Genomic DNA, 22537 nt, shown 5'->3' with positions numbered 1-22537 from the left:
TTTACCTCTTACTATGATTCCAAATGCAGCTGTTATATCTGCCAGGGAAGCTCATTTATTAGCTTCAATCATTAGATTAGCACTCCGAATGGTACAGATTTTTTTTTGCAATGAAACTTTACTTGCAAAGTATTTGTAATTAAAGTAAATATGTTGCCGTAATAGGATAAGTTCTAAATCTCTGCTTTAGTCTATTTTTAATACAATATCATCAACCTTTTGGATGAATCAAGTAATTGCTAATTTAAATTTTAAGTTTTGAAACTAACATTCTGAAAATCAAGTAAAAAATTGATTTTTCTACCTTTAGTTAACTATTCTAGCTGGAGGCTTGACAGGAATTTCAATCCAGAACTCTGTACCTTTGCCAGGTTCTGAAATGCATTCCATTATTCCGTTATGTTTTTCGACAATAATTTGATAGCTGATAGCTAATCCAAGCCCTGTACCTTTACCCACAGGTTTGGTAGTATAAAACGGGTCAAAAATTCGCTTTTTTACCTCTAGAGGTATTCCAGGCCCATTGTCACTAATACGAATCAATAGACGAGAGTTATCTGCTGATATTCTAGTGGAAATGTAGATAGTAGGCATTGGCAATGACTTATTCTCCTTGTTCCCATTACCTGTTCTCCATTCCCCATTCTCCATTTCTAAAGCATCTATGGCATTGCTGAAAATATTCATGAATACCTGATTCATTTGACCGGCATAGCATTCTATTAATGGGATATTGCCATAGTCTTTGATGACCTGAATGCCTGGAAAGTCGCCATTTGCTTTCAGTTGATATTGTAAAATTAATAAGGTGTTGTCAATACCTTCATGCAAGTCAACGCGCTTGTTTTCAGCTTCATCCAAGCGAGAAAAATTTCGTAACGACAACACTATTGAGCGGATGCGATCGCTTCCGACTTGCATTGAGGTAATGATTCTTGGGAGGTCTTCTACCAAAAATTCAAAATCCACTGCTTCAATCGCAGCGTTAATTTCACTATGAGGATCGGGATAGTGTAGCTGATAGAGGCGTAAAATTTCTAGTAGCTGTTCGATGTAGTCACTGGCGTGGCACAGATTACCGTAGATAAAGTTAACGGGGTTGTTGATTTCGTGAGCGATACCCGCCACCAACTGCCCTAAGCCGGACATTTTTTCGGTTTGAATTAATCTTGTCTGTGTTTCTTGGAGTTTATGTAGAGTATACCCTAACTGTGCAGCTTGATTTCTGGCTTCTGTTTCGGCATTATGTGTTTGTTCGTACAGTTGTGCTTGTTGAATAGCGATCGCAGCTTGATCTCCTAGCTGTTGCAATAAATCGATTTCTGCATCCTGCCAATTTCTGGGAGCATTACATTCATGGACAATTAGTAAACCCCATAGTTCTATACCTATATTAATCGGAACTATTAAGCTTGCTTGAATTTGCAGATTTTGTAAAAACTCTTGATGACAATCGCTTAAAGAATCGGTTGAAATGTTGTTAATTACCCGTACCCTACCCTGAGAGTACAATTGTCTATAGTCATCAGGAAAGCATTCTAATGGTGCATTTACTCCCAAAACTGACTGCCAATTACCACTCATCTCTTCCACAATTACCGATTTACTATCCAGCTGGAAAATTACTACTCGGTCTGAATTTAGCAGTGAACGAACTTCCCGAACAATAGTTTGCAAAGTTATCTGCAAATCCAATGTACTGCGGATCTGTTCTGTGATTTGCTTGATTACTTTGGTGAGTAGTAATGATTTTTCTAGTTCAGCAGTCTGTTCTTGCACCCGCATTTCTAAGTTGGCATTTAAAACTTGTACCTCTTTATATATTTGCTGTTGCTGAATTGCCATTGAAAAATGATCGTATAAGGCTTGTGCTAATGTTATATCTTCCGGTTTCCACTCAGGCGCTTGTCCTTTCTTTTGCTCTCGCCAAACTTCAAAGGAAAGCTGGGGTAACAGTTGTCGCCGATTCTGCTCGCATCGTCCTGCCCACAATATCTCGGTTTCAAATTCAGCGCGAAAAATGCTTAATACACCGATAAATTTTTCTCGGTAATGTAGGGGAATCACCATCAGTCCCCGAATTTGAGTAGAACGGAAGGCTAAAGCCAAAACTCGCAAATGCGGTTCTTTATAGAGATCGGAGGTTGCCCAAATATTACCTGGTTTACACTCAGCCATCCAGGTTTGCCATGTAGAATGCTGTTCAATAATGCTGTTATCTAATTCGTAGGGTAGTGTGGGTTGTTCGCCCCAGGTGTATAGTTCCCGACTATCTTCAATGTAGAGCCTGCCACCGACTCCACTGAATGCGGTAATAACTTCTTCAAGCGCCCCCTGTAATTGGATTGTTGGTAATTTATGTAATAGTGTGGTGACTTGGTTAACAATAGCTTCTCGCTTTTGCTGGGTAAGGGCTTCGGTGAGTAGATTACTTTGAGCGATCGCTATTGCCACCTCATCGGCAACTTGCTGCAATACTGTTAGTTCCCGCTTCAAAATCTTTCGCGGTTCGCTATGGTGAGATACCAATAATCCCCACAATTTAGGTTTTGCCGATTGTTGTTGTGGATCGCAATCTAAAATTGGTACTACTAAGGAAGATTGTACTCCCATTGCCTTTAAGTATTGAATATGACACGGGTCTACTCGTCGATAGTAAATATTAGTTTGTAGGTGTTTGCCATTTTCTTTTGATTGTAGAGGCGATAGCCCAATCTTCCCGTTTGCTACGTCGACAATTGAACGTTGCCCCGCTAACAAAAACATCTCTCTGGCCGCTTCGGGAATATCATGAACTGGGAAGCGCAACCCCAATAAGGATGGCAAACGATCTTTGTAAATAGATTCAGCAATGACTTCACCACTACCACTAGTATCAAAACGATACATTTTTACTCGATCTGCACGTAAAAACAACCGTACTTCAGCGACGGTAGTTGTTAATATTTCTTGAAGATCGAGCGATCGCCTAATCTGTTTGATCATCCGATGCAGTAAGCTTTCTTGGTTTAAGCTTTGCTGTAACCCATTTGGTTTATCGGTAGATGTCATTGCTTATATACACCATGACTGAAGTATAGTTTTTTATAATTGTCTCTAATGAAAATTTTCAATTTGACAATGCCTTGATTTTCATTCCATTTCAATCAATTCTTGTGACAAAAGCATTGCGAGAGAGATACATTTGTTACAAGTATTTTGGGAAATAGATTAGAGGATATTTGAAAAGTGTTAGATATCTTGGTTGATTCTTATAATCCAAAGAAAGTTCATCTAGGGAGATATCAAACCATTTGGCGCATCATTAGGGACTTTTCAAACATTCCCTCAAGTTTAAAGTAAAAAAAAATTTAATTATTTGACACTTATTGATTCTATATTCTTAGCCATTAAATTATGTCAGTAGTATTACTTAAATAATGCCTTCATCATTGCCTTATTGTTTAACCATTTTTGCCCTAGAATATTTCCAAAACTGCACTGTTTATCTGGATATCTCTTAATATTTGCAATAGCGATCGCTCTTATAAGTTCCGAAGCCTTAAATCTAGGGTTGCTTATTCTCAACAATGGTGTATTTATATTGATATAATAATGTATAAGTGACCAATGTAGCAAGAAAATTAAAGCATCGCAATCCTTGTAAAACAATGGTTTAAAGATTGTTAATCAAGATGCAACTAATAAATAAATACAAGTATTTTTATTAAGTAATATCATTTCCGGTAAATTACTTGTGATATTTCTTTGCGAGGGCAACGAAGTGGAATGAAGCAATCGCAAGGCTTTTGGGATTGCAACTCTGCAAGACCCTCCGCGAACACTTTGTACCCTGCGGGAAGGCTTACGTCAAAGCAATGACAACTGTTTAATCGGACATGATATAGCAAGAGACTGGGGATTGGGTGAAAAGTCTTTTTGTGTCTAAGTTTCATCATCTGTTGATGTTCTAACCACCAAGGCTTGTGCTATATAAGGTATAGGAAATTAAAATTTGAACTGGAATCAATTTAATTATTAGCAACTTTTTCAAAAATTTTTGAGTGGGGAATATTAAAATTCCCCGTCTTATTACTGATTTTATGTTGAATGCAACTATTTGGATTAAATTATTCGTAAATTCCCGTTAAAGATATTAAATTACGGATTTCTTCACGTACACTCATGAGAGTTTTACCGAGATGGTTTTGACCTGCTTTATTAGCACCACAGCCCCAAAAAGAATCGGTTGGGGAGTTTTCGACCAAAAGCTCATCGCCAGTCTTTAGTAGAACTTCTCTAATATCAGCATGAGTGAGAAATTTTTTGAGTACAGCTTCTCGCATAATTTGCGTTTTGACCAAATTCCAGTCTTTACGGAGTTGGCGAGTGCTACATCTTCCCAAAGCAGCAGCTTCTTCTGGGGTGGCGGCGGCATGGATTATGGGTATAATTGCCGCATCTTTGCTGCCAACAAACTTTTGCGCTTGATAATAATGCTCAACCGTTGCCCAGCAAGCGCCCTGAATGTGGATTTCGTGGGGAGAAAAGTTAGAAAAACAGCCATAAGGCTGCCAAACCTTATAAAAGTAAATGGTCATTTGAAAATTGCTCTTTCATATATAGCAATCCTATTTGATTTGTGAGAATTGCAACCCAAAACCCAATTTACAGCAGATTCAACAGGCGTGAGGTACACACGATCTTAAGGGCACGGCATTGCTGTGCCCCTACCTTTGTACTTCATTTACCTGAAAACGCTATATCTAAATTCTGTCACTTCATCAAAGAAAACAGTTGTTGCAAAGGTCATTTCTCGTTTGATCTCCTGCCCCCTGCCCCCTGCCCCCTACTCCCTGCCCCCTCCATCGGTAAGGTGAGAGTGAAAGCTGTTTGACCAAAAGCTGTTGAGTCAACGGTGAGGTTACCATGATGTGCCCTGGCAATTTCACGGGCTAGGCTGAGTCCTAGTCCGATGCCTTCCACTTTGCGGGTTCTGGCCGGATCGCCGCGATAGAAGCGGTCAAAAATGCGATCGCGATCGCTCACTGGAATATCTTTGGATGCATTGGTGATGGTGACGTGGAGAGTTGTTTGAGTTTGATGAGTGTGAATTTTTATCCAGCCGTTGGGGAGATTGTATTTTATGGCATTACTGAACAGGTTTTGCAAAACTTGAATTAGAAGATCGCGATCGCCTTTTAAGCACAATCCATCAGTAAATTCAGTTTGCACAGTCAAGTGGGGAGCCAGCATTTCCACATCTTCTAGCATCTCCATCAGTAACTCAGACATATCCACTTCAACCAGATACAAGCTCATTTTTCCGGCATCAGCTAGAGATAGCAGCAAGAGTTTCCGCATAATTCCACTCAGGCGGCGCACTTCATCCAATAGGTTACTTAAGCGCTGTTGGACTTCACTTCCCGGTTCAACCTGTTGCAGTGTTCGTTCTAGTTCGCCTTGTAAAATAGTTAATGGGGTTTTCAGTTCGTGAGCCGCATCTCCACTAAAGCGGGAAGCTTGGGTAAAACTGCGTTCCAAGCGTTCCAGCATCAGGTTAAATACCTGAATCAACTCAACAAATTCGACATCAGTTGTTCCAACAGGAATCCGTTGATCTAGCCCTTTGACAGTTACCTGTTGAATAACGCCTGTTAATTGCCGGATAGGACGCAAAGCACCCCCAGAAACTAACCACGCACCAACCGCAACTAATAGTAGCGATCCCGGAATTGAAACTAGGAAAATATTCCGAATCGTAGTCATTTCTTGATCGACGGCTTGCAGATTCACAGCAATGCCAACCTGAGCATTAGGAAATTTAGTTGCTCCAATCCGCCAAGCTGCTTTTGCTGTCTGTTCAGTGACAAATGTCGGTGGACGCGGACGAAGGAAGGGTGGCGGCGGAACATTTCTATTAGAGGGTGGCGGTAGTTCTCTCTGCGGGGGTGGTGGTAAAGGTGTCAACTGAAGGCGCTTAAGCAGCAGACGATTTACCTCAACGTCGGTAGATAGAGAATTTGATTGATAAATTATGTTGCCGCTTGCATCAAGCACCAGTAGGGCAATGGGGGTTTTTGTATTGGTTCCGAAAGCATCAGATAATGAATCTTCATAAAATTGCCATCGTGAGGGTCGGCTTTCTTTCTCCTGGATTTCAGGAGGTTCCCCCCGTCGTGGCAAGTTCGGAGTTGCCCGCATCAAGTGGTTTAATAACTCTGCATCAAGACGGCTGATTTTTGCATTGTAAATCTGGAACCAGGAGACTGCACCAAATCCGACTAACGTGGTTCCAGCTAAAGCCGCAGATGATAGGGCAATTCGGAGGCGAAAGGAAGAGAGATTCATGAGCTAGACTCTGGTTTGCGAAACCGATATCCAACCCCTCGAATACTTTCAATCCAGACTGTTTCATCAATGGGGTCAATTTTTTTACGAATTCGCTGGATACAAACATCTACGACATTAGTGTTGGGGTTAAAGTCATAGCCCCAAACATGCTCTAGAATTTGGGTGCGAGTGAAAACCCTTCCAGGGGAGCGCATGAGATACTCTAGAAGATTAAACTCGCGGCTGGTGAGTTCTATCGCTTGGCGATCGCAAGTGACTTCTCTGGTGATGCGATCGAGTTTGATGGGCCCAACACTAAGGAGATTTTGGCGTTCGCTCACACTCCGGCGAACAACAGCATGAATTCGAGCCGCTAACTCTTCCACAAAAAACGGTTTAGCGATGTAATCATCTGCTCCTAAATTTAGCCCTGCCAAGCGATCGTCTAGTTCATTCCGAGCCGTCAACAATATTACTGGTGCATTCCGACCTTGCCGCCGCAATAGTTTCAGAATCGATAATCCATCCTTCCCCGGCATCATAATGTCAAGTACAAGAACATCATATTCATTTTCTAATGCCCGCAGATATCCTTCATCACCGTTATCGCAGTAGTCTACAACAAATCCCTGCTCCTTCAGTCCAGCCCGGACAAAGTTAGCAATTTTCGCTTCATCTTCGACAAATAGAACGTTCACAAGTATTTATTTAGTTCATATATTATTGTTCCATTCTAGATTCATTACTTTTCTAGTTAAATTACAAAACTGTAATTTAGAAAGCAGGTGGACTGTAATTTTAAGATGGCTTAATCATAAATATGAACACCTTAGCAGCACCCTTTCTTCCTCAAAATTACAAAACTGTAATTTACAAGCAGAGCAAGCTGTAATTTTGATTCAGTTAAATCAGAAATGTAAACAATCTATCTTTTGGAAAACGATAATGAATATTCGTAGAATACTAGTTGTAACAGCGCTTCCCGTTCTTGTTGGCACATTTGGTTTTATTTCACTAAATCAAGCAAATGCCGCTAATCAATTCCCTCAGCTTGCACAGGCGCAACAACCACCTAACCAACCACCAGACGGAGAACGGCGACCTCCCCGGCCTGATTTTGCGGCGGCGGCGGCGAAACTGGGAGTTAGCGAGCAAAAGTTAAAGGATGCGTTGGGTGTCCCTGCTAATCCTCCAAGTGGCGAGCGCAATCAGCGCCCACCTCGTCCTGATTTTAAGGCAGCTGCGACAAAGTTGGGTGTAACAGAACAACAGTTAAAAGATGCGTTGGGTGTCCCTGCTAATCCTCCAAGTGGCGATCACAATCAGCGCCCACCTCGTCCTAATTTTGCGGCTGCTGCAACCAAGTTAGGAGTTAGCGAACAACAGTTAAAGGATGCGTTGGGTGTTCCGCCTCATCCTCCTGGTGGCGATCGCAGCAATCAGCGCCCATCTCGACCTGATTTTGCAGCAGCTGCGGCGAAATTGGGAGTTAGCGAACAACAGTTAAAAGATGCGTTGGGTGTTCCGCCTCATCCTCCTGGTGGCGATCGTCCCGATCCAGCACAATAGCTAAATATTCTACTATTTCTTGTGGGGTGCGTAAGTAGGTAGGCGTAATTAAAGGGACTTCCAACTAAAAAAATGTCCCATCGCTGTCTAGGCAGGGGGCAGGGCGAGAAAGAAAAATATTATCTTAGTAAATTGGATAATTTATTTTCTGGAAGTCCCAAATATAAGATCAAACCTCACCCTGCCTCCGGCTTCCCTCTCCGATACTTTGGAGAGAGATTGAGGGTGAGGTTTTATATTTAATTTGACCCACTTACTTATCTCAACCATCATATTGAATTGGGCAGGCTAGAGAACTTACTCCACAAGATTGGAAAATTTATTTGTTGGAGTTCCCTTATTTATCTAGATTAAGGAAAAAATGAAAAAAGATGATTATCAAATAAGTCGCATTCTGAGTCGAAGAAAGGCACTTGCTCTATTTAGAGCGATCGGAACTGCAATACTTGTAGTTGGATGCACGCCGAAAAATTCCAGATCCACACAGGTGCAATCGAGTGTAGCTGTCCTAGTATCATCTTTAGCCAATAGTACATCGTCTGCGTGTGTCGTAACTCCAGAGCAAACCGAAGGGCCTTACTTCGTAGACGAAAAGCTCAACCGCTCTGATATCCGCTCCGATCCGGCAGATGGTTCAGTGAAAGACGGTGTACCATTTAAACTGACGCTGCGGGTTTCGCAGATTGACAAGACTGGTTGTGCGCCACTTGCAGGTGCGATCGTGGATATTTGGCACTGTGATGCATTAGGCGTTTATTCGGATGTGACAGACTCAGGTTTTAATACCGTCGGCAAAAAGTTCCTACGCGGTTATCAAGTCACGGATGCGAATGGAAGCGTCGAGTTCACAACTATTTATCCTGGTTGGTATCAAGGTAGGACAGTCCATATCCACTTTAAGGTTCGCACAGATGGGTCATCAGCCCAAAGTTATGAGTTTACGTCACAGCTATATTTTGATGACTCGATTACAGATCGAGTACACACCCAAAAACTATACGCCAGCAAAGGACAACGCAACTTAAAGAATGCTGGAGATATAATTTTTCAGGATGGTGGCGAACAAATGTTGCTCAAGCTGACTAAAACAAGCCTTGGCTACGCAGCAACCTTTGATATTGGGCTTCAAATGGTTTAACCTAGCTTACAAGATTAGCGATCGCACCAGGGCAAACGCATCTAAATATTGCCGAGCCTAAATCAGGGTGAAATACACCAATACTAAAACCAAATAAAGCTTTCAGGAAATTAAATCCTCATTATAAATGAAAATTATAATCATTATGAAAAAAAGATTTAAACGTAAGCTTCATACCGTCATTGCTGGAGTCTAAACTAGAGGAGAAAAGGGAAACTACAGTACGCAACGTGCAAGGTTTAACCTCATTCTTCTGCTTAACTGTTTGTTACAGACCTATAAATTTTTCCACCAAATTACTTAATAAAAACTAGTATTTTTACAGACAAAATAATATACGTATATTTAGCTATAAAAGTATTGATTTGGGTAAGTGGAAAAGTGGGAAAAGTGGGAAAAGTAGGACGTTTTATAGAAACTCTTGATAATGCTGTTGATAAGCTGTAACTTAATGCTTGGTACATATTTGGCAAGAGTAACTTGTAATTTTTTCGATTACTAGAAATAATTTCACTTACTCAAGATTAACAGCGAATGTCAAATTATAGCGGTTTCCACTCAGGGACGGCACAACATTGATATCGCTAGGTGTAGGGGCACGGCAGGAGCCATTGGAGTCAACTTAACGTGAAAGCCTTATCAAGACGTGATTTTGAATTCTCTAATTCACCATCCCAATACCGCGTCACCCCACCCCGGCTTTGCTGAGGCAAAACCTCCTTGCAGGCGGGGAGGAGATTGAGGGGTGGGCTAAAATTCCTGTGGAATAAGCGTTTTGGCTTAAGTTGGGCGGTGCCTTACCCCTACAGGTATAACTTACGTAAACTAGAACCACTATAACGCGACTTTAATCAAGACACTGAGCTTAAACTAATAGGTTTAAATGGACAATGACTTCAAGCAAGCAACCTTTTGAGTTGCCGAGTTTTTATGTACCTTGGCCGGCACGGCTAAACCCAAACCTGGAAGCGGCACGGGTACATTCTAAAGCCTGGGCTTATGAAATGGGGATTTTGGGTGGGGTAGAGGGATCAGAAGATTATGGGATTTGGGATGAGCGCAAGTTTGATGCCCATGACTATGCATTATTGTGTTCCTATACCCATCCAGATGCCGATGAACCCATGCTCAATCTGGTTACTGACTGGTATGTTTGGGTTTTTTTCTTCGACGATCACTTCCTTGAGCTTTACAAGCGTAGCCAAGATATGGCTGGGGCTAAGAAGTACCTTAATAGACTGCCAGCGTTTATGCCTGTGCAGCCCCAAAAAACGCCACCAGAACCCACCAATGCCGTAGAACGGGGTTTAGTAGACCTCTGGGATCGCACCATCCCCAATGCCTCCCAAGACTGGGTAATCCGATTCTCTGAGAGTACCATCAATCTTCTCAAAGAATCTCTCTGGGAACTCGCCAATATCACCCAAAATCGAGTCGCTAACCCCATTGAGTACATTGAGATGCGCCGTAAGGTGGGGGGAGCGCCCTGGTCGGCTAACCTAGTGGAACACGCGGTTGGGGCAGAAATTCCCGGTGCGATCGCGCCCACTCGACCCCTGCGTGTCCTCAAAGACACCTTTTCTGACGGGGTACATCTACGAAATGACATCTTCTCTTACCAAAGAGAAGTGGAAGAAGAAGGGGAAAATGCTAACTGTATCCTGGTTTTAGAACAATTCCTCGATGTGAGTACCCAAGAGGCGGCTAATCAAACTAACGACTTACTAACATCTAGGGTGCAACAGTTCGAGAACACCTTTGTCACTGAGCTTCCTTCTTTGTTCGAGGAATATAGTTTGAGTCCCGATGAGCGTCTGAAAGTCGTCCTATATGCCAAAGGACTTCAGGACTGGCAATCGGGGGGTCATGAGTGGCACATGAGATCGAGCCGCTACATGAACCAGACATCAGACAAATCTTCAACAGCAAGCTGGTTTTTAGGCGGCCCCACTGGACTAGGCACATCAGCAGCCCGTCTAGGAGCCTTATACGATAGTTTGGGACTAAAACGGTTCAAAAGCTTTACCCATGTTCCCTATCAGCCTGTAGGGCCAGTAACCCTGCCGCAGTTTTATATGCCCTTCTCCACCAGTTTGAATCCCCATCTAGACGAGGCTCGGCGGCATTCTAAAGAATGGGCGCGTCAAATGGGGATGCTAGACGTATTACCAGGGATACCCAGCATTTACATCTGGGACGACCATAAATTCGATGTGGCCGACGTAGCTTTATGCGGTGCCTATATTCATCCCAATGGGTCTAGTCCTGAGTTGAATATCACAGCCTGCTGGCTCGTTTGGGGAACATACGCTGATGACTACTTCCCTGCACTGTTTGGTTATAGCCGCAACATGGCAGGGGCAAAAGTTTTCAACGCTCGGCTATCAGCGTTTATGCCCCTTGATGGAGATCCCATTCCCGAAGCAACGAACCCAGTTGAACGAGGTTTAGCTGATATTTGGGCACGGACGGCTGGCCCCATGACCGCTAATGCTCGTCGCCAGTTTCGTCAGGCGATCGAGGATATGACGGAAAGTTGGTTATGGGAACTGGCTAACCAGATCCAGAATCGCATTCCAGACCCGATAGACTATGTGGAAATGCGTCGTAAGACCTTTGGCTCCGATCTAACCATGAGCCTGTCTCGACTTTCCCAAGGGGATGAGATTCCACCAGAGATATTCCGCACCCGAACTATGCAGAATATCGATAATTCAGCCGCCGACTTCGCCTGTTTGACAAACGATATTTTCTCTTACCAGAAAGAAATCGAATTTGAGGGCGAGATTAATAACGGTGTGCTAGCGATTCAGAATTTCCTAAACTGCAATATCCCCCAGGCCGTCGCCATTGTTAACGACCTGATGACCTCTCGTGCCCTTCAGTTTGAACATATCGTTGCGACTGAACTCCCTATCTTGTGTGACGATTTCAAGCTGGATACCAGTGCGCGTAAGAAACTGTACGGATACGTCAAGAAACTGGAACAGTGGATGTGCGGCGTACTCAAGTGGCATAGGGCAGTAGACCGCTATAAGGAATTTGAGTTGCGGAATAACTCGACCCAAAAGCGGTTACTCCAAGGCCCTACAGGCTTAGGCACTGCTGCGACTCAAATTAGACCAAGTGTTGGTCAGAAAACAACTCAAACCAATGTTCAGCCAATAGTGCAGAACGTACTGAGTAGTCCGACAGGGTTAGGGACTTCAGCGATCAAAATCGGAACGCTGTTAGGAAGGAAAGGTTAGCTCAATCTGAGTTCTTATTCCGGTCAATCAAATAAATTGTCAACAAATATTACCAATGGAGATTCATCATGACTAATACAGCAAACACTCCCCTAGAAAATCAAATTGAGCAACTGCCAATGGCTTTGCAGACCGAAGCGGCGCGGAAATTGGCAGGCACCACCAAAACCCAACCCCAGATGCAGGGAATTACCTCACGGTGGCTTTTAAAACTACTGCCTTGGGTAGAAACCGTGGGGGGTAGCTATCAGGTCAACCGCCGCTTAACCTATGAAGTTGGGGATGGACGAGTCAGCTTTTCTAATACAGGGGCCCTGATACAGGTCATTCCGCAAGAACTAACTGAGTTACCTTTATTTCGGGAATTTGAAGATTTTGAGGTGTTAAACGCCTTAGCTAGTCAATTTGTACAACAAGAATTTGCTGCGGGTGATGTGATCATCCAGGAAGGTCAACCAGCCGATAGAGTATTGCTGATTGCTCATGGTAAAGTCAACAAAATTGGCGCAGGCAAGTATGACGATCGCGTTGTTTTGAGTGTATTAGCCGATGGCGATCATTTTGGCGACTACGCTTTAGTCCAATCCCAGGATACTTGGGATGTGACTCTCACAGCCATTACCCGTTGCACTATCTTGTCTCTGCCTCAAGCAGCTTTTCAAAACCTGGTTAACCAGTCTGAAGCTTTACAAACGCAAGTGGATCAATTCAGGGAAAAATTGCGCCAACCCCAAAACCAATACGGGGAAGCCTCGATTGATATTACCTCCGGGCACCTCGCAGAGGCAGCATTACCTGGGACTTTTGCAGATTATGAACTCAATCCACGAGAATATGAGTTAAGTGTTGCTCAAACCGTTTTGCAAATCAATACACGGGTTGCTGACCTCTACAACGAACCCATGAATCAGACTGAGGAACAATTGCGCCTCACCATTGAAGCATTACGGGAACGCCAAGAACACGAAATGGTTAACAATCGTGACTTCGGACTGTTACACAATGCCGATCTCAAACAACGCATCTTTACCCGCAGCGGCCCTCCAACTCCTGACGATCTCGATGAATTGATCTCCATTGTTTGGAAAGAACCGAGCTTTTTCTTAGCTCATCCCCGCACCATTGCCGCGTTTGGTCGGCAATGCAACGCCCTTGGACTTTATCCCAACCCTATCCCTACGGGTAACAGTGCAATTCCGTCTTGGCGTGGTATTCCCATCTATCCTTGCAATAAGATTCCCGTTACGAAAGAGCGTACTAGCTCGATTATGTTAATGCGTGTGGGAGCAAACAACCAGGGTGTCGTTGGTCTGCATAAAACTGGCATTCCTGATGAATATCAACCTAGTTTGTCTGTCCGCTTCATGGGTATTAACGAAAAGGCCGTTATTTCTTACCTAGTTAGTGCTTACTACTCTACAGCCGTTCTTGTTCCTGATGCACTAGGCATCCTTGAAGATGTAGAAATTGGTCTCTAAGTAGTTGGATATCTTCTCCAAAGTAGGGGCGAACGGTCGTTCGCTCTTACTCTTTGATGCTCTCTCTTAGGAATGTAAATTTAGTTGCATGAAACGTTAACTTTATGACAGATGCTTTGATTAGGCCTGATTTAGACCAAGAAAACGGGCAACTCCAGATGAGCTTAAGCACAAAAGGAGCGCGGAATTTAGCCAAAACCACGAAAACTCCGCCCCAGATGCAAGGCATTACCCCCAGGTGGTTGTTACAGATGTTGCCTTGGGTACAAGTTAAGGGTGGAGCCTATCGGGTTAACCGTCGCTTGACTTATGATGTCGGTAGTGGAAGGGTCAGCTTTACCAATACAGGGGCCCAGGTACGGGTCATTCCCCAAGCCCTTTGTGAACTATCTTTACTGCGTGGTTTTGAGGATATTGAGGTACTCAACGCTTTAGCAGACCGCTTTGTACAACAGGAATTTGCCCCTGGTGAGGTAATTGTACAGGAAGGTCAACCAGCTAACCAGGTGTTATTAATTGCTCATGGTAAAGTTAATAAGCTGAAGGCAGGCAAATATGAGACGGAAGCTTTACGCGATATCTTAGCTGATGGCGATTGTTTTGGTGGCGAAGCTATAATTCTATCTCAGGAAACTTGGGAGGTTAGCCTGAAAGCTGTTACGCGCTGCATAGTTTTGTCTTTGCCGGTACAGGCGTTTCGGGAGTTGATGAACCAGTCTGCAACGCTTCAGGCTCAGGTCGATCGCTTTAGAGCTATCTTGAGCAAACCCCAGGATAGGCATAATCAAGCGGCGATCGCCATGGCCGCAGGTCATAGTCAGGAAACTGAGTTACCCAGGACATTTGTTGATTACGACTTGAGTCCACGGGAATATGAGTTAAGCGCCGCTCAAACCATTTTACGGGTAAATACGCGAGTTGCCGACCTCTACAACGAACCGATGAACCAGACGGAGCAACAATTACGGTTGACTATCGAAGCGTTGCGGGAACGGCAAGAATACGAAATGCTGAATAATCCTGATTTCGGGTTGTTGCACAATGCCGATCTCAAGCAACGCATCTTTACGCGCACCGGGCCACCGACTCCAGATGATTTTGATGAATTGCTCTCTCGGCGGCGCAAATCTCGTTTTTTCCTAGCTCACCCTCGCGCGATCGCTGCTTTTAGCCGGGAGTGTAACCGTCGTGGCATCTACTCCCCAAGCACGGAGGTCAATGGAAAGATTGTACCTGCATGGCGCAACTATCCGATTTTTCCTTGTAACAAAATTCCAATCACCAAGGAGGGTACTAGCTCTATTTTAATACTCCGTGTCGGAGAAGAAAACCAAGGGGTGATAGGTTTACACAAAACGGGTATCCCTGATGAATACGAACCCAGCTTGTCTGTACGGTTTTCGGGTATCAGCGACAAAGCGATCATTTCTTATCTTGTCACCGCCTACTACTCCACAGCCATTCTCATCCCCGATGCACTTGGCATCCTGGAAGATGTCGAAATTGGGCGCTGAGGGAAGGGTAAACCTGACTTTTTTTACAGTGACTAAATTAAAGAACAATCTGTTTTTGTTTACCAGCCAGATCAAAGCGCCGCTTTTTATGATGAACCAGGAACACGTTTGGCAGTACCAGAATTTGCCAAAGATTTCAATCTTACTGTAGCAGGTCTGTTTGGCTGGTTAAGTGATTAAAAATCGAAAGTTGTACGAAGCACGCCTACATACTGCGTATCATTTCTACTATCGTTTTCCGGGTTGAGAATTACCCAAAAACCAGGAGTTACTGAGATATTATCGTTCAGGCGGTAGCGATAGAATGCTTCAATATGGTAAGCTGTGTCTCGATCTTGACGGACATCACTGTTAGAGACACGCGGCGGTATACCAAAAAGAATTCCCGGTAAGTTGCCCTTACCACCCACATCAGGAAACGACATCCCAATCGCCCCAAACCAAGCATTGGCACTATCACCGTTGTTCACGAAGAGAGAATCTGTTCCACCCCTACCATTAGAAATATCACTGAAACCAGAGTTCTTCGCATTTGCCCAGACATATCCACCCCAAGAGTGAACCTGGAAATTTGGGGAAAAGCGATAGTATCCCTGTACACCGACAATACTATTGGAAGTAGCAATGTTGTTTCCAAAGGGAGCATTTGACAGGGCGCTGCCTCTCCCAGCGTTGACATCTACAGTCCCAGCAGGGTTATAACCATGAGAGTAAGCGACACCAATAGCTCCTTGTTCGCCGTAATATGCTAGGTGCGCCAGAGCATTGTAACCGCCATCAAATAACCCATTTTGCGCTGATGGAACATTCGGACTATTAGCTAAATAACCCAAGGTGAGAATCAAGTTTTTACTGATACTCAAGTTAGCGGCTGCACCACCACCACCCCGCTCAAAGAGAGGGCTGTTTTTACCAAATAGTGAAGGAATCCCGTTACCATCATCGCCGATAGTCGCAGGAGTGATGTTGTTTGTGATGTCGTTGTAACCAATACCTGTTGGGCCAACAACGAAGGAAAGGGAATCACCAACGGGGAAATAGTAACGGATGTGGGGAATTATCAGTGTATTGTTGCTGTCATTGTCAAAATTTAGGCGTGTCATTCCCGTGCCTGTGGCTGCGGCAATTTGGCTTGTACCATTGGAAGTTGCAAAGTTACCAAATTCTAGCCGGACTCGCAATAAATCCTTACCAGTAAAGCTACTCTCTAAGTTGAGACGACCCCGATTTGCAAAAAAGAGACGGGAGTCATCGCTTTCTCCACCCACTCTATTGCCAAAGGTATCACTAATGGCGGTAATAATTTGAGCATTCAATTTGGTGGTGGTGGAAAATTGCTGCTCCTCTAGCGTTGCTGTATGTGCCTCTATAGTATCTACTCGTCCGCGCAGAGTAGTCAGTTCTGCGGCAAAGTCTGTCTGCAACTTTTGCAGCACTGCCAAATCTTGCTTATTAACTAAATCGCTAGTAGCTGTGGCAATTAACTCATTAATCCGATCCAAACAAGCATTTAAACCTGCGGCAAACTCATAACGGCTTAAGGCGCGGTTCCCGCGATAGGTGGAATTGGGATAACCTGCAATACAGCCGTAGCGTTCGACCAACGATTGCAATGCACCAAACGCCCAATCGGTTGGTTGTACATCAGAAAACTGGGAAACAGAATTTACTTGTCCCTGCAAATTCCTATTAGCATCTGCTGCATTAGAATTATCTTCTGGAGGTGTTGCCCAAACTGCTGGAACTGCCAAAAATAGGATAAAAAAGCTATGAAAACAAATTTTTAGCATTGACTTATTTACTTGAAAGTGGTTGAGTTCTGACTTTGTAACTCAAGAGATTACACTCAAACCAAAGCTTGCAGGTTGTGAGTTAATCAGCATTAAAGTTACATATTTTGAGTTTTAGTTTTTGGTTACTTAAAGCAACCCTATGACTCTTTGCTCATTGCTGCTTTTAATAGCTGCTTCTATAATCTGCATGACATTAATTCCGTCTTCGGCAGTAACAGCAATTGGCTGATTATCAACAATAGATTTATATACCGCGTCGTAATAGCCTAAATAACTGCCTTGTGAGCTTTTTACTTTTTCCCGAATTATTTTTGTGTCTTTTTCTGTATGCAGCAAGCCATATTCGCTTTCTGGCTCTGTATACCAATCAAGTGTATTAGGCTTGATACCTGCTACTAAATACTCTTCTTGGGCATCGGCTCCGCTTTTGAGAAAAGAACCCTTAGTGCCATGTATGATGTAGGCAGGTGTAGGCTCACGCACTAGGAAACCTGCTTTTAATTTGACGCGGAGTTTGTCGTAGTAGAGTATCAACTCGAAATAATCATCTACCTGCGATCGCACTCTTGTAATTCGGATGTCTGCAAAAATAGCATTAGGCATCCCAAATAAATGCAAAGCTTGGTCTATTAAATGCGGCCCTAAATTGTTTAATATTCCTGCCCCTGGACTTGGAACTTCTACGTGTTGTTTGTGGCTAAGTGCTGGTTTATATTTTTGAAATTGAAATTCTGCTTCAATAATATCACCCAGCAAGCCTTCTTGGATCACTTTTTTTACTGTTTTAAAATCACTATCCCACCTGCGGTTTTGATATACAGATAATTTCTTTCCCTGTTTTAATGCCAATTCATTCAGTTCTTCTGCTTCTTTCACTGTAGTAGTAAATGCTTTTTCTACGACTACATGTTTGTCTGCTAACAAAGCCTGTTTAGTATAATCGTAATGTGTATAAGTTGGTGTATTTACCACCACCAACATTACTCGATCGTCGGCTAGTAATGCTTCCAAAGAAGGATAGCTTTTTGCTCCCGGATAATCTTCCTGTATCAGCTTTTTACTTCTTTCCCAGGAGCCTGCTAATTGAAAACCGGGATGCAAATCAATGAACGGCGCATGAAATACCCTACCGGACAAACCATAAGAACAAAGAGCCGTATTGAGAGTTTCCATCTTTTTACTGATTGACTGAAGCGAAAGCTTGTATTTAGTTGTTGTCAGATATTTTTGTTGAAGAATTCAGAATTCAGAATTCAGAATTCAGAATTCAGAAGCCAGAATTCAGAAGTTCTCTATAATATGTATGCGGTGCTGTCCGCTTTTTTGGTCAGAATTTATTCTGTTAGCGGATAGCTAAGGTTTAGCCTATTCTGGCTCCTGACTCCTGAATTTTGTTTCGATGTAGATACAAATTACATATCTTCCAATTCAATTCCTTTGGTTTCTTTAATAAAAAAGAGAATGAAAAAGAATGAGGTAGCTGCCGCAATTGTATAAAGTCCATAGGCAGAACCTAGACCGAAATATTGCAGTATGGGAGGGAATGTTGTGGAAATAAGGAAATTTGCAATCCATTGCATGGCAGCAGCAACTGAAAGTGCAGCGGCTCGAATCTTGTTATTAAACATTTCTCCCAGCAACACCCAAACCACTGGCCCCCAAGAGAAACCGAAGCAAAATACATAAAGATTGGCTGCAATTAGAGCCACAGTCCCAGCGCTTCCGGTGAGGGCGGGGTTTCCAGCAGAATCTAGGGGAGCGTTGCCAAAAACATAAGCCATCGTCCCCAAGGTCAAGGTCATACCAATTGACCCTACTATCAGCAAAGGCTTACGACCAAATTTATCCACGAAGGCGATCGCAATTAATGTTGTAATAATATTGACTGCTCCTGTAATCACCGTGATGCTTAGGGAGTCTTTTTCGGAAAACCCGACTGCCCGCCACAAAACGCTGCTGTAGTAGAAGATTACATTAATCCCAACAAATTGCTGTAATACAGATAAGCCTATTCCTACCCAAACAATGGGCAGGAGTCCGCCACTTCTACTCAACAGGTCAGAAAACTTAGGCTGGCGTTCACGAAGTACTGTCTGCCGAATTTCTTCAATTTTTGGCAGCACATCACCCCCCAAAATCTTGGTCAGAACGTTAGCGGCTTCTGGCTCTCGTCCTTTGGCAACTAAATAACGGGGAGATTCAGGAATTGTTAAAGCCACCATCCCATAGAATACAGCAGGCGGAACCGCTGTCCAAAACATCCAGCGCCAGGCTGCAACCCCAAACAAAAACGGTGAGTCTGCTGAACCTGCTGATACAGCGATAAAGTAGTCACTCAATAAGGCAATGAAAATTCCCACTACGATCGCTAATTGTTGCAGAGATCCTAATCTTCCTCGCAAATTGGTGGGAGAACATTCCGCAATGTAAGCTGGTGCGATAACACTAGCAACACCGATTCCAATGCCACCCAATACTCGCCAAAAGATAAAATCCCAAATAGTAAAGGCAAGCCCAGAGCCAATGGCACTGATAGTAAATAACGCTGAAGCAACTACCATTGCCTTGACTCGACCATAACGGTCTGCAATCTGTCCGGCAAAGAAGGCTCCTACGGCAGATCCCAGTAATGCTAGGGACACTGCCAGCCCTGTCACCCAACTACTGGTGTTAAAAGCTTTTGATAGAGATAAAACTGCACCGTTGATTACTGCGGTGTCAAAACCGAACAGAAAGCCGCCGAGGGCAGCAGCACCAGCAATCAAAATGACATAAAATGTGTTGGATTTACGACGAGTAGTAGTAGTCATAATATATTGGGTATTGGGAATTGGGTATTGGGAATTGGGAATTGGGCATTGGGCATTGGGCATTAATTTAGTTATTCTTTCTCCCCAATCCCCAGTCCCCTTTACCTTCTTGAACGTCTGCGGAGTCGGTCAATCATGACTGCCAAAATAATTACTAGACCTTTGACGACTAGTTGCCAGAAGTAAGATAGGTTCAACAGAGTTAAACCGTTGTTGAGAATAGCGATGATTAATGCACCGAGAAGAGTGCCGCCAATGGTGCCAATACCACCTGTAAAGCTGGTTCCACCAAGAATAACAGCTGCGATCGCATCTAATTCATAACCTTGACCTAATAAGCCACTGGCACTATATAGACGGCTGGCGCTCATGATTCCTGCTAAACCCGCCAGTAATCCGCTAATACCATAAACAAATAGCAATACCCGATTAACTTTAATCCCTGTTAATCTGGCTGCCCGTTCGTTACCACCTACGGCATATATCTGCACTCCTAAAACAGTTTGCCGCAATACAAACCAGCTTGCAATTACAGTCAATAGTGCAATGATTACTAGCCACGGCAGAGGCCCGACATAACTATTACCCACCCAAGCAAAGTTGATGTCTCGGTTAATCAGTGTTGTACCCTTAGCAATTAAATAGGCTACACCCCGTAAGGCTGTAAGTGAACCTAACGTCACAATAAAAGGTGGCACATCCAAGAAGGTGATGAGAGCGCCGTTGACTAAGCCTAAAAGCAATCCTGCTAGCAATGCAGCAGGTACAGCCGCCCAACTTAAAGCCGGCAGTAGCGATACCAGCAGTCCGACTACGGCAGAAACAGCCAATATTGACCCAACTGATAGGTCAATACCGCCGGTGAGAATTACAAAGGTCATTCCTGTCGCCAGCACAATATTGATTGATGCTTGGCGCAAGATATTAACGATGTTACCGCCGGTGAGGAAGTTGGGAGAAAGGAATGCAAATAAGATGCAGATAATTACTAAAATCGGCAAAATACCAGCAACCTCTAGCAGAGTGCTGATTGATTTTTGCTTGCGGGATGCGGGATTGTTGCCTAATTTATTGGCCGGCGGTCTGACTGTCTGACTCATAATGCTGATACCTCCGATGCTCCAGTTGCATAATGCATAATCTTTTCTTGGGTGATTTCTTTGCCAAGACTGCCGTCCAGTTCGCCTACTAGTTGTCCCTCTCGCATCACTAAAACGCGATCGCTCATGCCGACAATCTCCGATAGTTCGCTGGAAACCATTAAAATAGCAACACCTTGTGCTGCCAATTCGCTCATAATTCGGTAAATTTCGCTTTTAGCACCGATATCTACGCCGCGTGTCGGCTCGTCTAACATCAGGACTCTTGGTTTAATGGCTAACCAACGTGCTAGCAGTAGTTTCTGTTGATTTCCACCAGAAAGATCCAACGCTCTAATTTCCAAATTAGCTAGACGAATATTAAAGTTTTCCACCGCATCTGTTGACAGGCGATTCACCGAAGGCCAGTTAACAATTCCAGCTTTGGCATCCTGCTTAAGTGTATTGATGGCAATATTCTTGCGGGCGCTCATCTCCAGAAATAAACCTTGGTCTTTGCGATCTTCTGGGACGTAACCAATTCCCGCAGCAATGGCATCACTGGGCGAATTAATTTCCAGTTTCATCCCATTCAGGAATACTTCACCACTGGCTTTGCGGTCAGCACCAAAAATCAGTCGGGATAGTTCTGTGCGTCCTGCACCAACTAGCCCCGCTAAACCGAGAATTTCCCCCGCATGAAGTTCAAAACTAGCCGGCTCAATCTTCTGACGAGCATCGCTCATATTTCTGACTGACAGCACTACGGGGCCAGGATTCATTTGGCGTTGATGTTCGTAAAAGTCTTGCATGGAGCGACCGACCATCATCTGCACCAATCGCTGTGGAGAAATTTCACTGCGTGTCAGACTGCCAATATATTGACCATCGCGCAGTACGCTAATCCTCTCAGCTAAAGCATAGATTTCTTCCATCCGATGGCTGATGTAAATAATCGCAATGCCATCATTCCGTAGTTTGCGAATTACCTCAAATAAATGGTCGCTCTCGCGGTCAGATAATGCTGCTGTTGGCTCATCCATCACCAAAACGCGGCTTTTGTCTTTCAGCGCCCTGGCAATTTCAACTTGTTGCTGTTCTGCGATGGATAAAGTACCAACTATAGTCTGGGCTGTAAAATTGGCTCCAAGACTTTCTAGTACTTGCTCTGCTTCCAGTTGCATAGCGTTGCGGTCTAAAAACTGACCTCGCCGCAACTCGCTACCCATAAACATATTTTCGGTAACGGTTAAATTAGGTGCAACATTCAGTTCTTGATAAATAAGATTAATACCCGCCTTACGTGCTGTCGCCGGATCGGTAATTTTCAAGGGTTGACCATTGATGCGAATTTCTCCTTCATCGGCAATGTAAGCCCCAGCCAGGATTTTCATCAATGTACTTTTACCTGCTCCGTTTTCACCCATCAGGGCGTGAACTTCTCCTGGATAAATTGTGAGATTAACATTTTGGAGCGCAGATACACCATGAAATCGTTTGGTAATCCCTTGCATTTCTAATACAGGGGTGGTGGTTGGTGCATCAGGAAATGAGGTTTCAATATTTGTTGTCATGAACATCTCCTGTAAAAAGGAT

General features: G+C 43.8%; 14 protein-coding genes. 5 read left to right on the top strand and 9 right to left on the bottom strand.

What is annotated here, in order from left to right; genetic code table 11:
• Positions 1-306: 306 nt before the first annotated feature.
• From RMZ41_RS19530 to RMZ41_RS19515, 4 genes are all read right to left on the bottom strand, one after another.
• Positions 307-3051, bottom strand: a complete 2745-nt coding sequence (locus RMZ41_RS19530) for a GAF domain-containing protein (protein ID WP_322643194.1) — start codon at positions 3049-3051, stop codon at positions 307-309.
• A 1058-nt stretch (positions 3052-4109) separates the two neighbouring features.
• Entirely contained in the window at positions 4110-4580 is a 471-nt protein-coding gene (locus RMZ41_RS19525) for an N-glycosidase (RefSeq protein WP_322643195.1), read from the bottom strand.
• 208 nt (positions 4581-4788) lie between these two features.
• Complete coding sequence (locus RMZ41_RS19520; protein ID WP_322643196.1) at positions 4789-6330, bottom strand: ATP-binding protein; 1542 nt, start codon at positions 6328-6330, stop codon at positions 4789-4791.
• Positions 6327-7010: a response regulator transcription factor gene (locus RMZ41_RS19515; protein ID WP_322643197.1), complete on the bottom strand. Its 684-nt coding sequence runs from the start codon at positions 7008-7010 to the stop codon at positions 6327-6329. The genes RMZ41_RS19520 and RMZ41_RS19515 overlap by 4 nt, the downstream gene beginning before the upstream one ends.
• A 247-nt stretch (positions 7011-7257) precedes the next feature.
• Here RMZ41_RS19515 and RMZ41_RS19510 point away from each other — a divergent pair, with 247 nt between their 5' ends.
• The 5 genes from RMZ41_RS19510 to RMZ41_RS19490 all read left to right on the top strand — a co-directional run bounded on the left by RMZ41_RS19510 (position 7258) and on the right by RMZ41_RS19490 (position 15259).
• Positions 7258-7881, top strand: a complete 624-nt coding sequence (locus RMZ41_RS19510; RefSeq protein ID WP_322643198.1) for a hypothetical protein — start codon at positions 7258-7260, stop codon at positions 7879-7881.
• Between the two features lie 361 nt (positions 7882-8242).
• A complete protein-coding gene (locus RMZ41_RS19505) occupies positions 8243-9019 on the top strand; it encodes an intradiol ring-cleavage dioxygenase (protein WP_322643199.1) in 777 nt (258 codons plus the stop codon).
• 890 nt (positions 9020-9909) lie between these two features.
• Positions 9910-12267 carry a family 2 encapsulin nanocompartment cargo protein terpene cyclase gene (locus tag RMZ41_RS19500; RefSeq protein WP_322643200.1) on the top strand — a complete coding sequence of 786 codons (2358 nt, stop codon included), beginning with the start codon at positions 9910-9912 and terminating at the stop codon, positions 12265-12267.
• Positions 12268-12335: 68 nt separating this feature from the next.
• The gene (locus RMZ41_RS19495; RefSeq protein WP_322643201.1) at positions 12336-13745 is read left to right on the top strand and encodes a family 2B encapsulin nanocompartment shell protein; all 1410 of its coding nucleotides are present in this window, start codon (positions 12336-12338) and stop codon (positions 13743-13745) included.
• 104 nt (positions 13746-13849) lie between these two features.
• Positions 13850-15259 carry a family 2B encapsulin nanocompartment shell protein gene (locus RMZ41_RS19490; protein WP_322643202.1) on the top strand — a complete coding sequence of 470 codons (1410 nt, stop codon included), beginning with the start codon at positions 13850-13852 and terminating at the stop codon, positions 15257-15259.
• A 176-nt stretch (positions 15260-15435) separates the two neighbouring features.
• Here the strand turns inward: RMZ41_RS19490 and RMZ41_RS19485 are convergent, their stop codons facing one another.
• The 5 genes from RMZ41_RS19485 to RMZ41_RS19465 all read right to left on the bottom strand — a co-directional run bounded on the left by RMZ41_RS19485 (position 15436) and on the right by RMZ41_RS19465 (position 22515).
• Positions 15436-17049, bottom strand: a complete 1614-nt coding sequence (locus RMZ41_RS19485; protein ID WP_322643203.1) for an iron uptake porin — start codon at positions 17047-17049, stop codon at positions 15436-15438.
• A gap of 129 nt (positions 17050-17178) precedes the next feature.
• Positions 17179-18225 (bottom strand): Gfo/Idh/MocA family oxidoreductase, encoded by a 1047-nt coding sequence (locus RMZ41_RS19480; protein ID WP_322643204.1) that lies wholly within the window; start codon positions 18223-18225, stop codon positions 17179-17181.
• Between the two features lie 239 nt (positions 18226-18464).
• Complete coding sequence (locus RMZ41_RS19475) at positions 18465-19925, bottom strand: sugar porter family MFS transporter (protein WP_322643205.1); 1461 nt, start codon at positions 19923-19925, stop codon at positions 18465-18467.
• Positions 19926-19963: 38 nt separating this feature from the next.
• Positions 19964-20962: an ABC transporter permease subunit gene (locus RMZ41_RS19470; protein WP_322643206.1), complete on the bottom strand. Its 999-nt coding sequence runs from the start codon at positions 20960-20962 to the stop codon at positions 19964-19966.
• Positions 20959-22515 carry a sugar ABC transporter ATP-binding protein gene (locus RMZ41_RS19465; protein WP_322643207.1) on the bottom strand — a complete coding sequence of 519 codons (1557 nt, stop codon included), beginning with the start codon at positions 22513-22515 and terminating at the stop codon, positions 20959-20961. The genes RMZ41_RS19470 and RMZ41_RS19465 overlap by 4 nt, the downstream gene beginning before the upstream one ends.
• Positions 22516-22537: the final 22 nt, after the last annotated feature.

This window comes from Nostoc sp. DedVER02 (assembly GCF_034530675.2).
Classification (GTDB): domain Bacteria; phylum Cyanobacteriota; class Cyanobacteriia; order Cyanobacteriales; family Nostocaceae; genus Nostoc.
This window is presented reverse-complemented; position numbering and strand designations above follow the sequence as displayed.

Excerpts from the sequence above, each read along its gene's own strand:
- RMZ41_RS19500 (WP_322643200.1), top strand. The coding sequence starts at position 9,910 with ATGACTTCAAGCAAGCAACCTTTTGAGTTGCCGAGTTTTTATGTACCT.
- RMZ41_RS19485 (WP_322643203.1), bottom strand. The coding sequence starts at position 17,049 with ATGCTAAAAATTTGTTTTCATAGCTTTTTTATCCTATTTTTGGCAGTT.
- RMZ41_RS19510 (WP_322643198.1), top strand. The coding sequence starts at position 7,258 with ATGAATATTCGTAGAATACTAGTTGTAACAGCGCTTCCCGTTCTTGTT.
- RMZ41_RS19470 (WP_322643206.1), bottom strand. The coding sequence starts at position 20,962 with ATGAGTCAGACAGTCAGACCGCCGGCCAATAAATTAGGCAACAATCCC.
- RMZ41_RS19520 (WP_322643196.1), bottom strand. The coding sequence starts at position 6,330 with ATGAATCTCTCTTCCTTTCGCCTCCGAATTGCCCTATCATCTGCGGCT.
- RMZ41_RS19480 (WP_322643204.1), bottom strand. The coding sequence starts at position 18,225 with ATGGAAACTCTCAATACGGCTCTTTGTTCTTATGGTTTGTCCGGTAGG.
- RMZ41_RS19530 (WP_322643194.1), bottom strand. The coding sequence starts at position 3,051 with ATGACATCTACCGATAAACCAAATGGGTTACAGCAAAGCTTAAACCAA.
- RMZ41_RS19505 (WP_322643199.1), top strand. The coding sequence starts at position 8,243 with ATGAAAAAAGATGATTATCAAATAAGTCGCATTCTGAGTCGAAGAAAG.
- RMZ41_RS19525 (WP_322643195.1), bottom strand. The coding sequence starts at position 4,580 with ATGACCATTTACTTTTATAAGGTTTGGCAGCCTTATGGCTGTTTTTCT.
- RMZ41_RS19495 (WP_322643201.1), top strand. The coding sequence starts at position 12,336 with ATGACTAATACAGCAAACACTCCCCTAGAAAATCAAATTGAGCAACTG.
- RMZ41_RS19475 (WP_322643205.1), bottom strand. The coding sequence starts at position 19,925 with ATGCCCAATGCCCAATGCCCAATTCCCAATTCCCAATACCCAATTCCC.
- RMZ41_RS19465 (WP_322643207.1), bottom strand. The coding sequence starts at position 22,515 with ATGACAACAAATATTGAAACCTCATTTCCTGATGCACCAACCACCACC.
- RMZ41_RS19490 (WP_322643202.1), top strand. The coding sequence starts at position 13,850 with ATGACAGATGCTTTGATTAGGCCTGATTTAGACCAAGAAAACGGGCAA.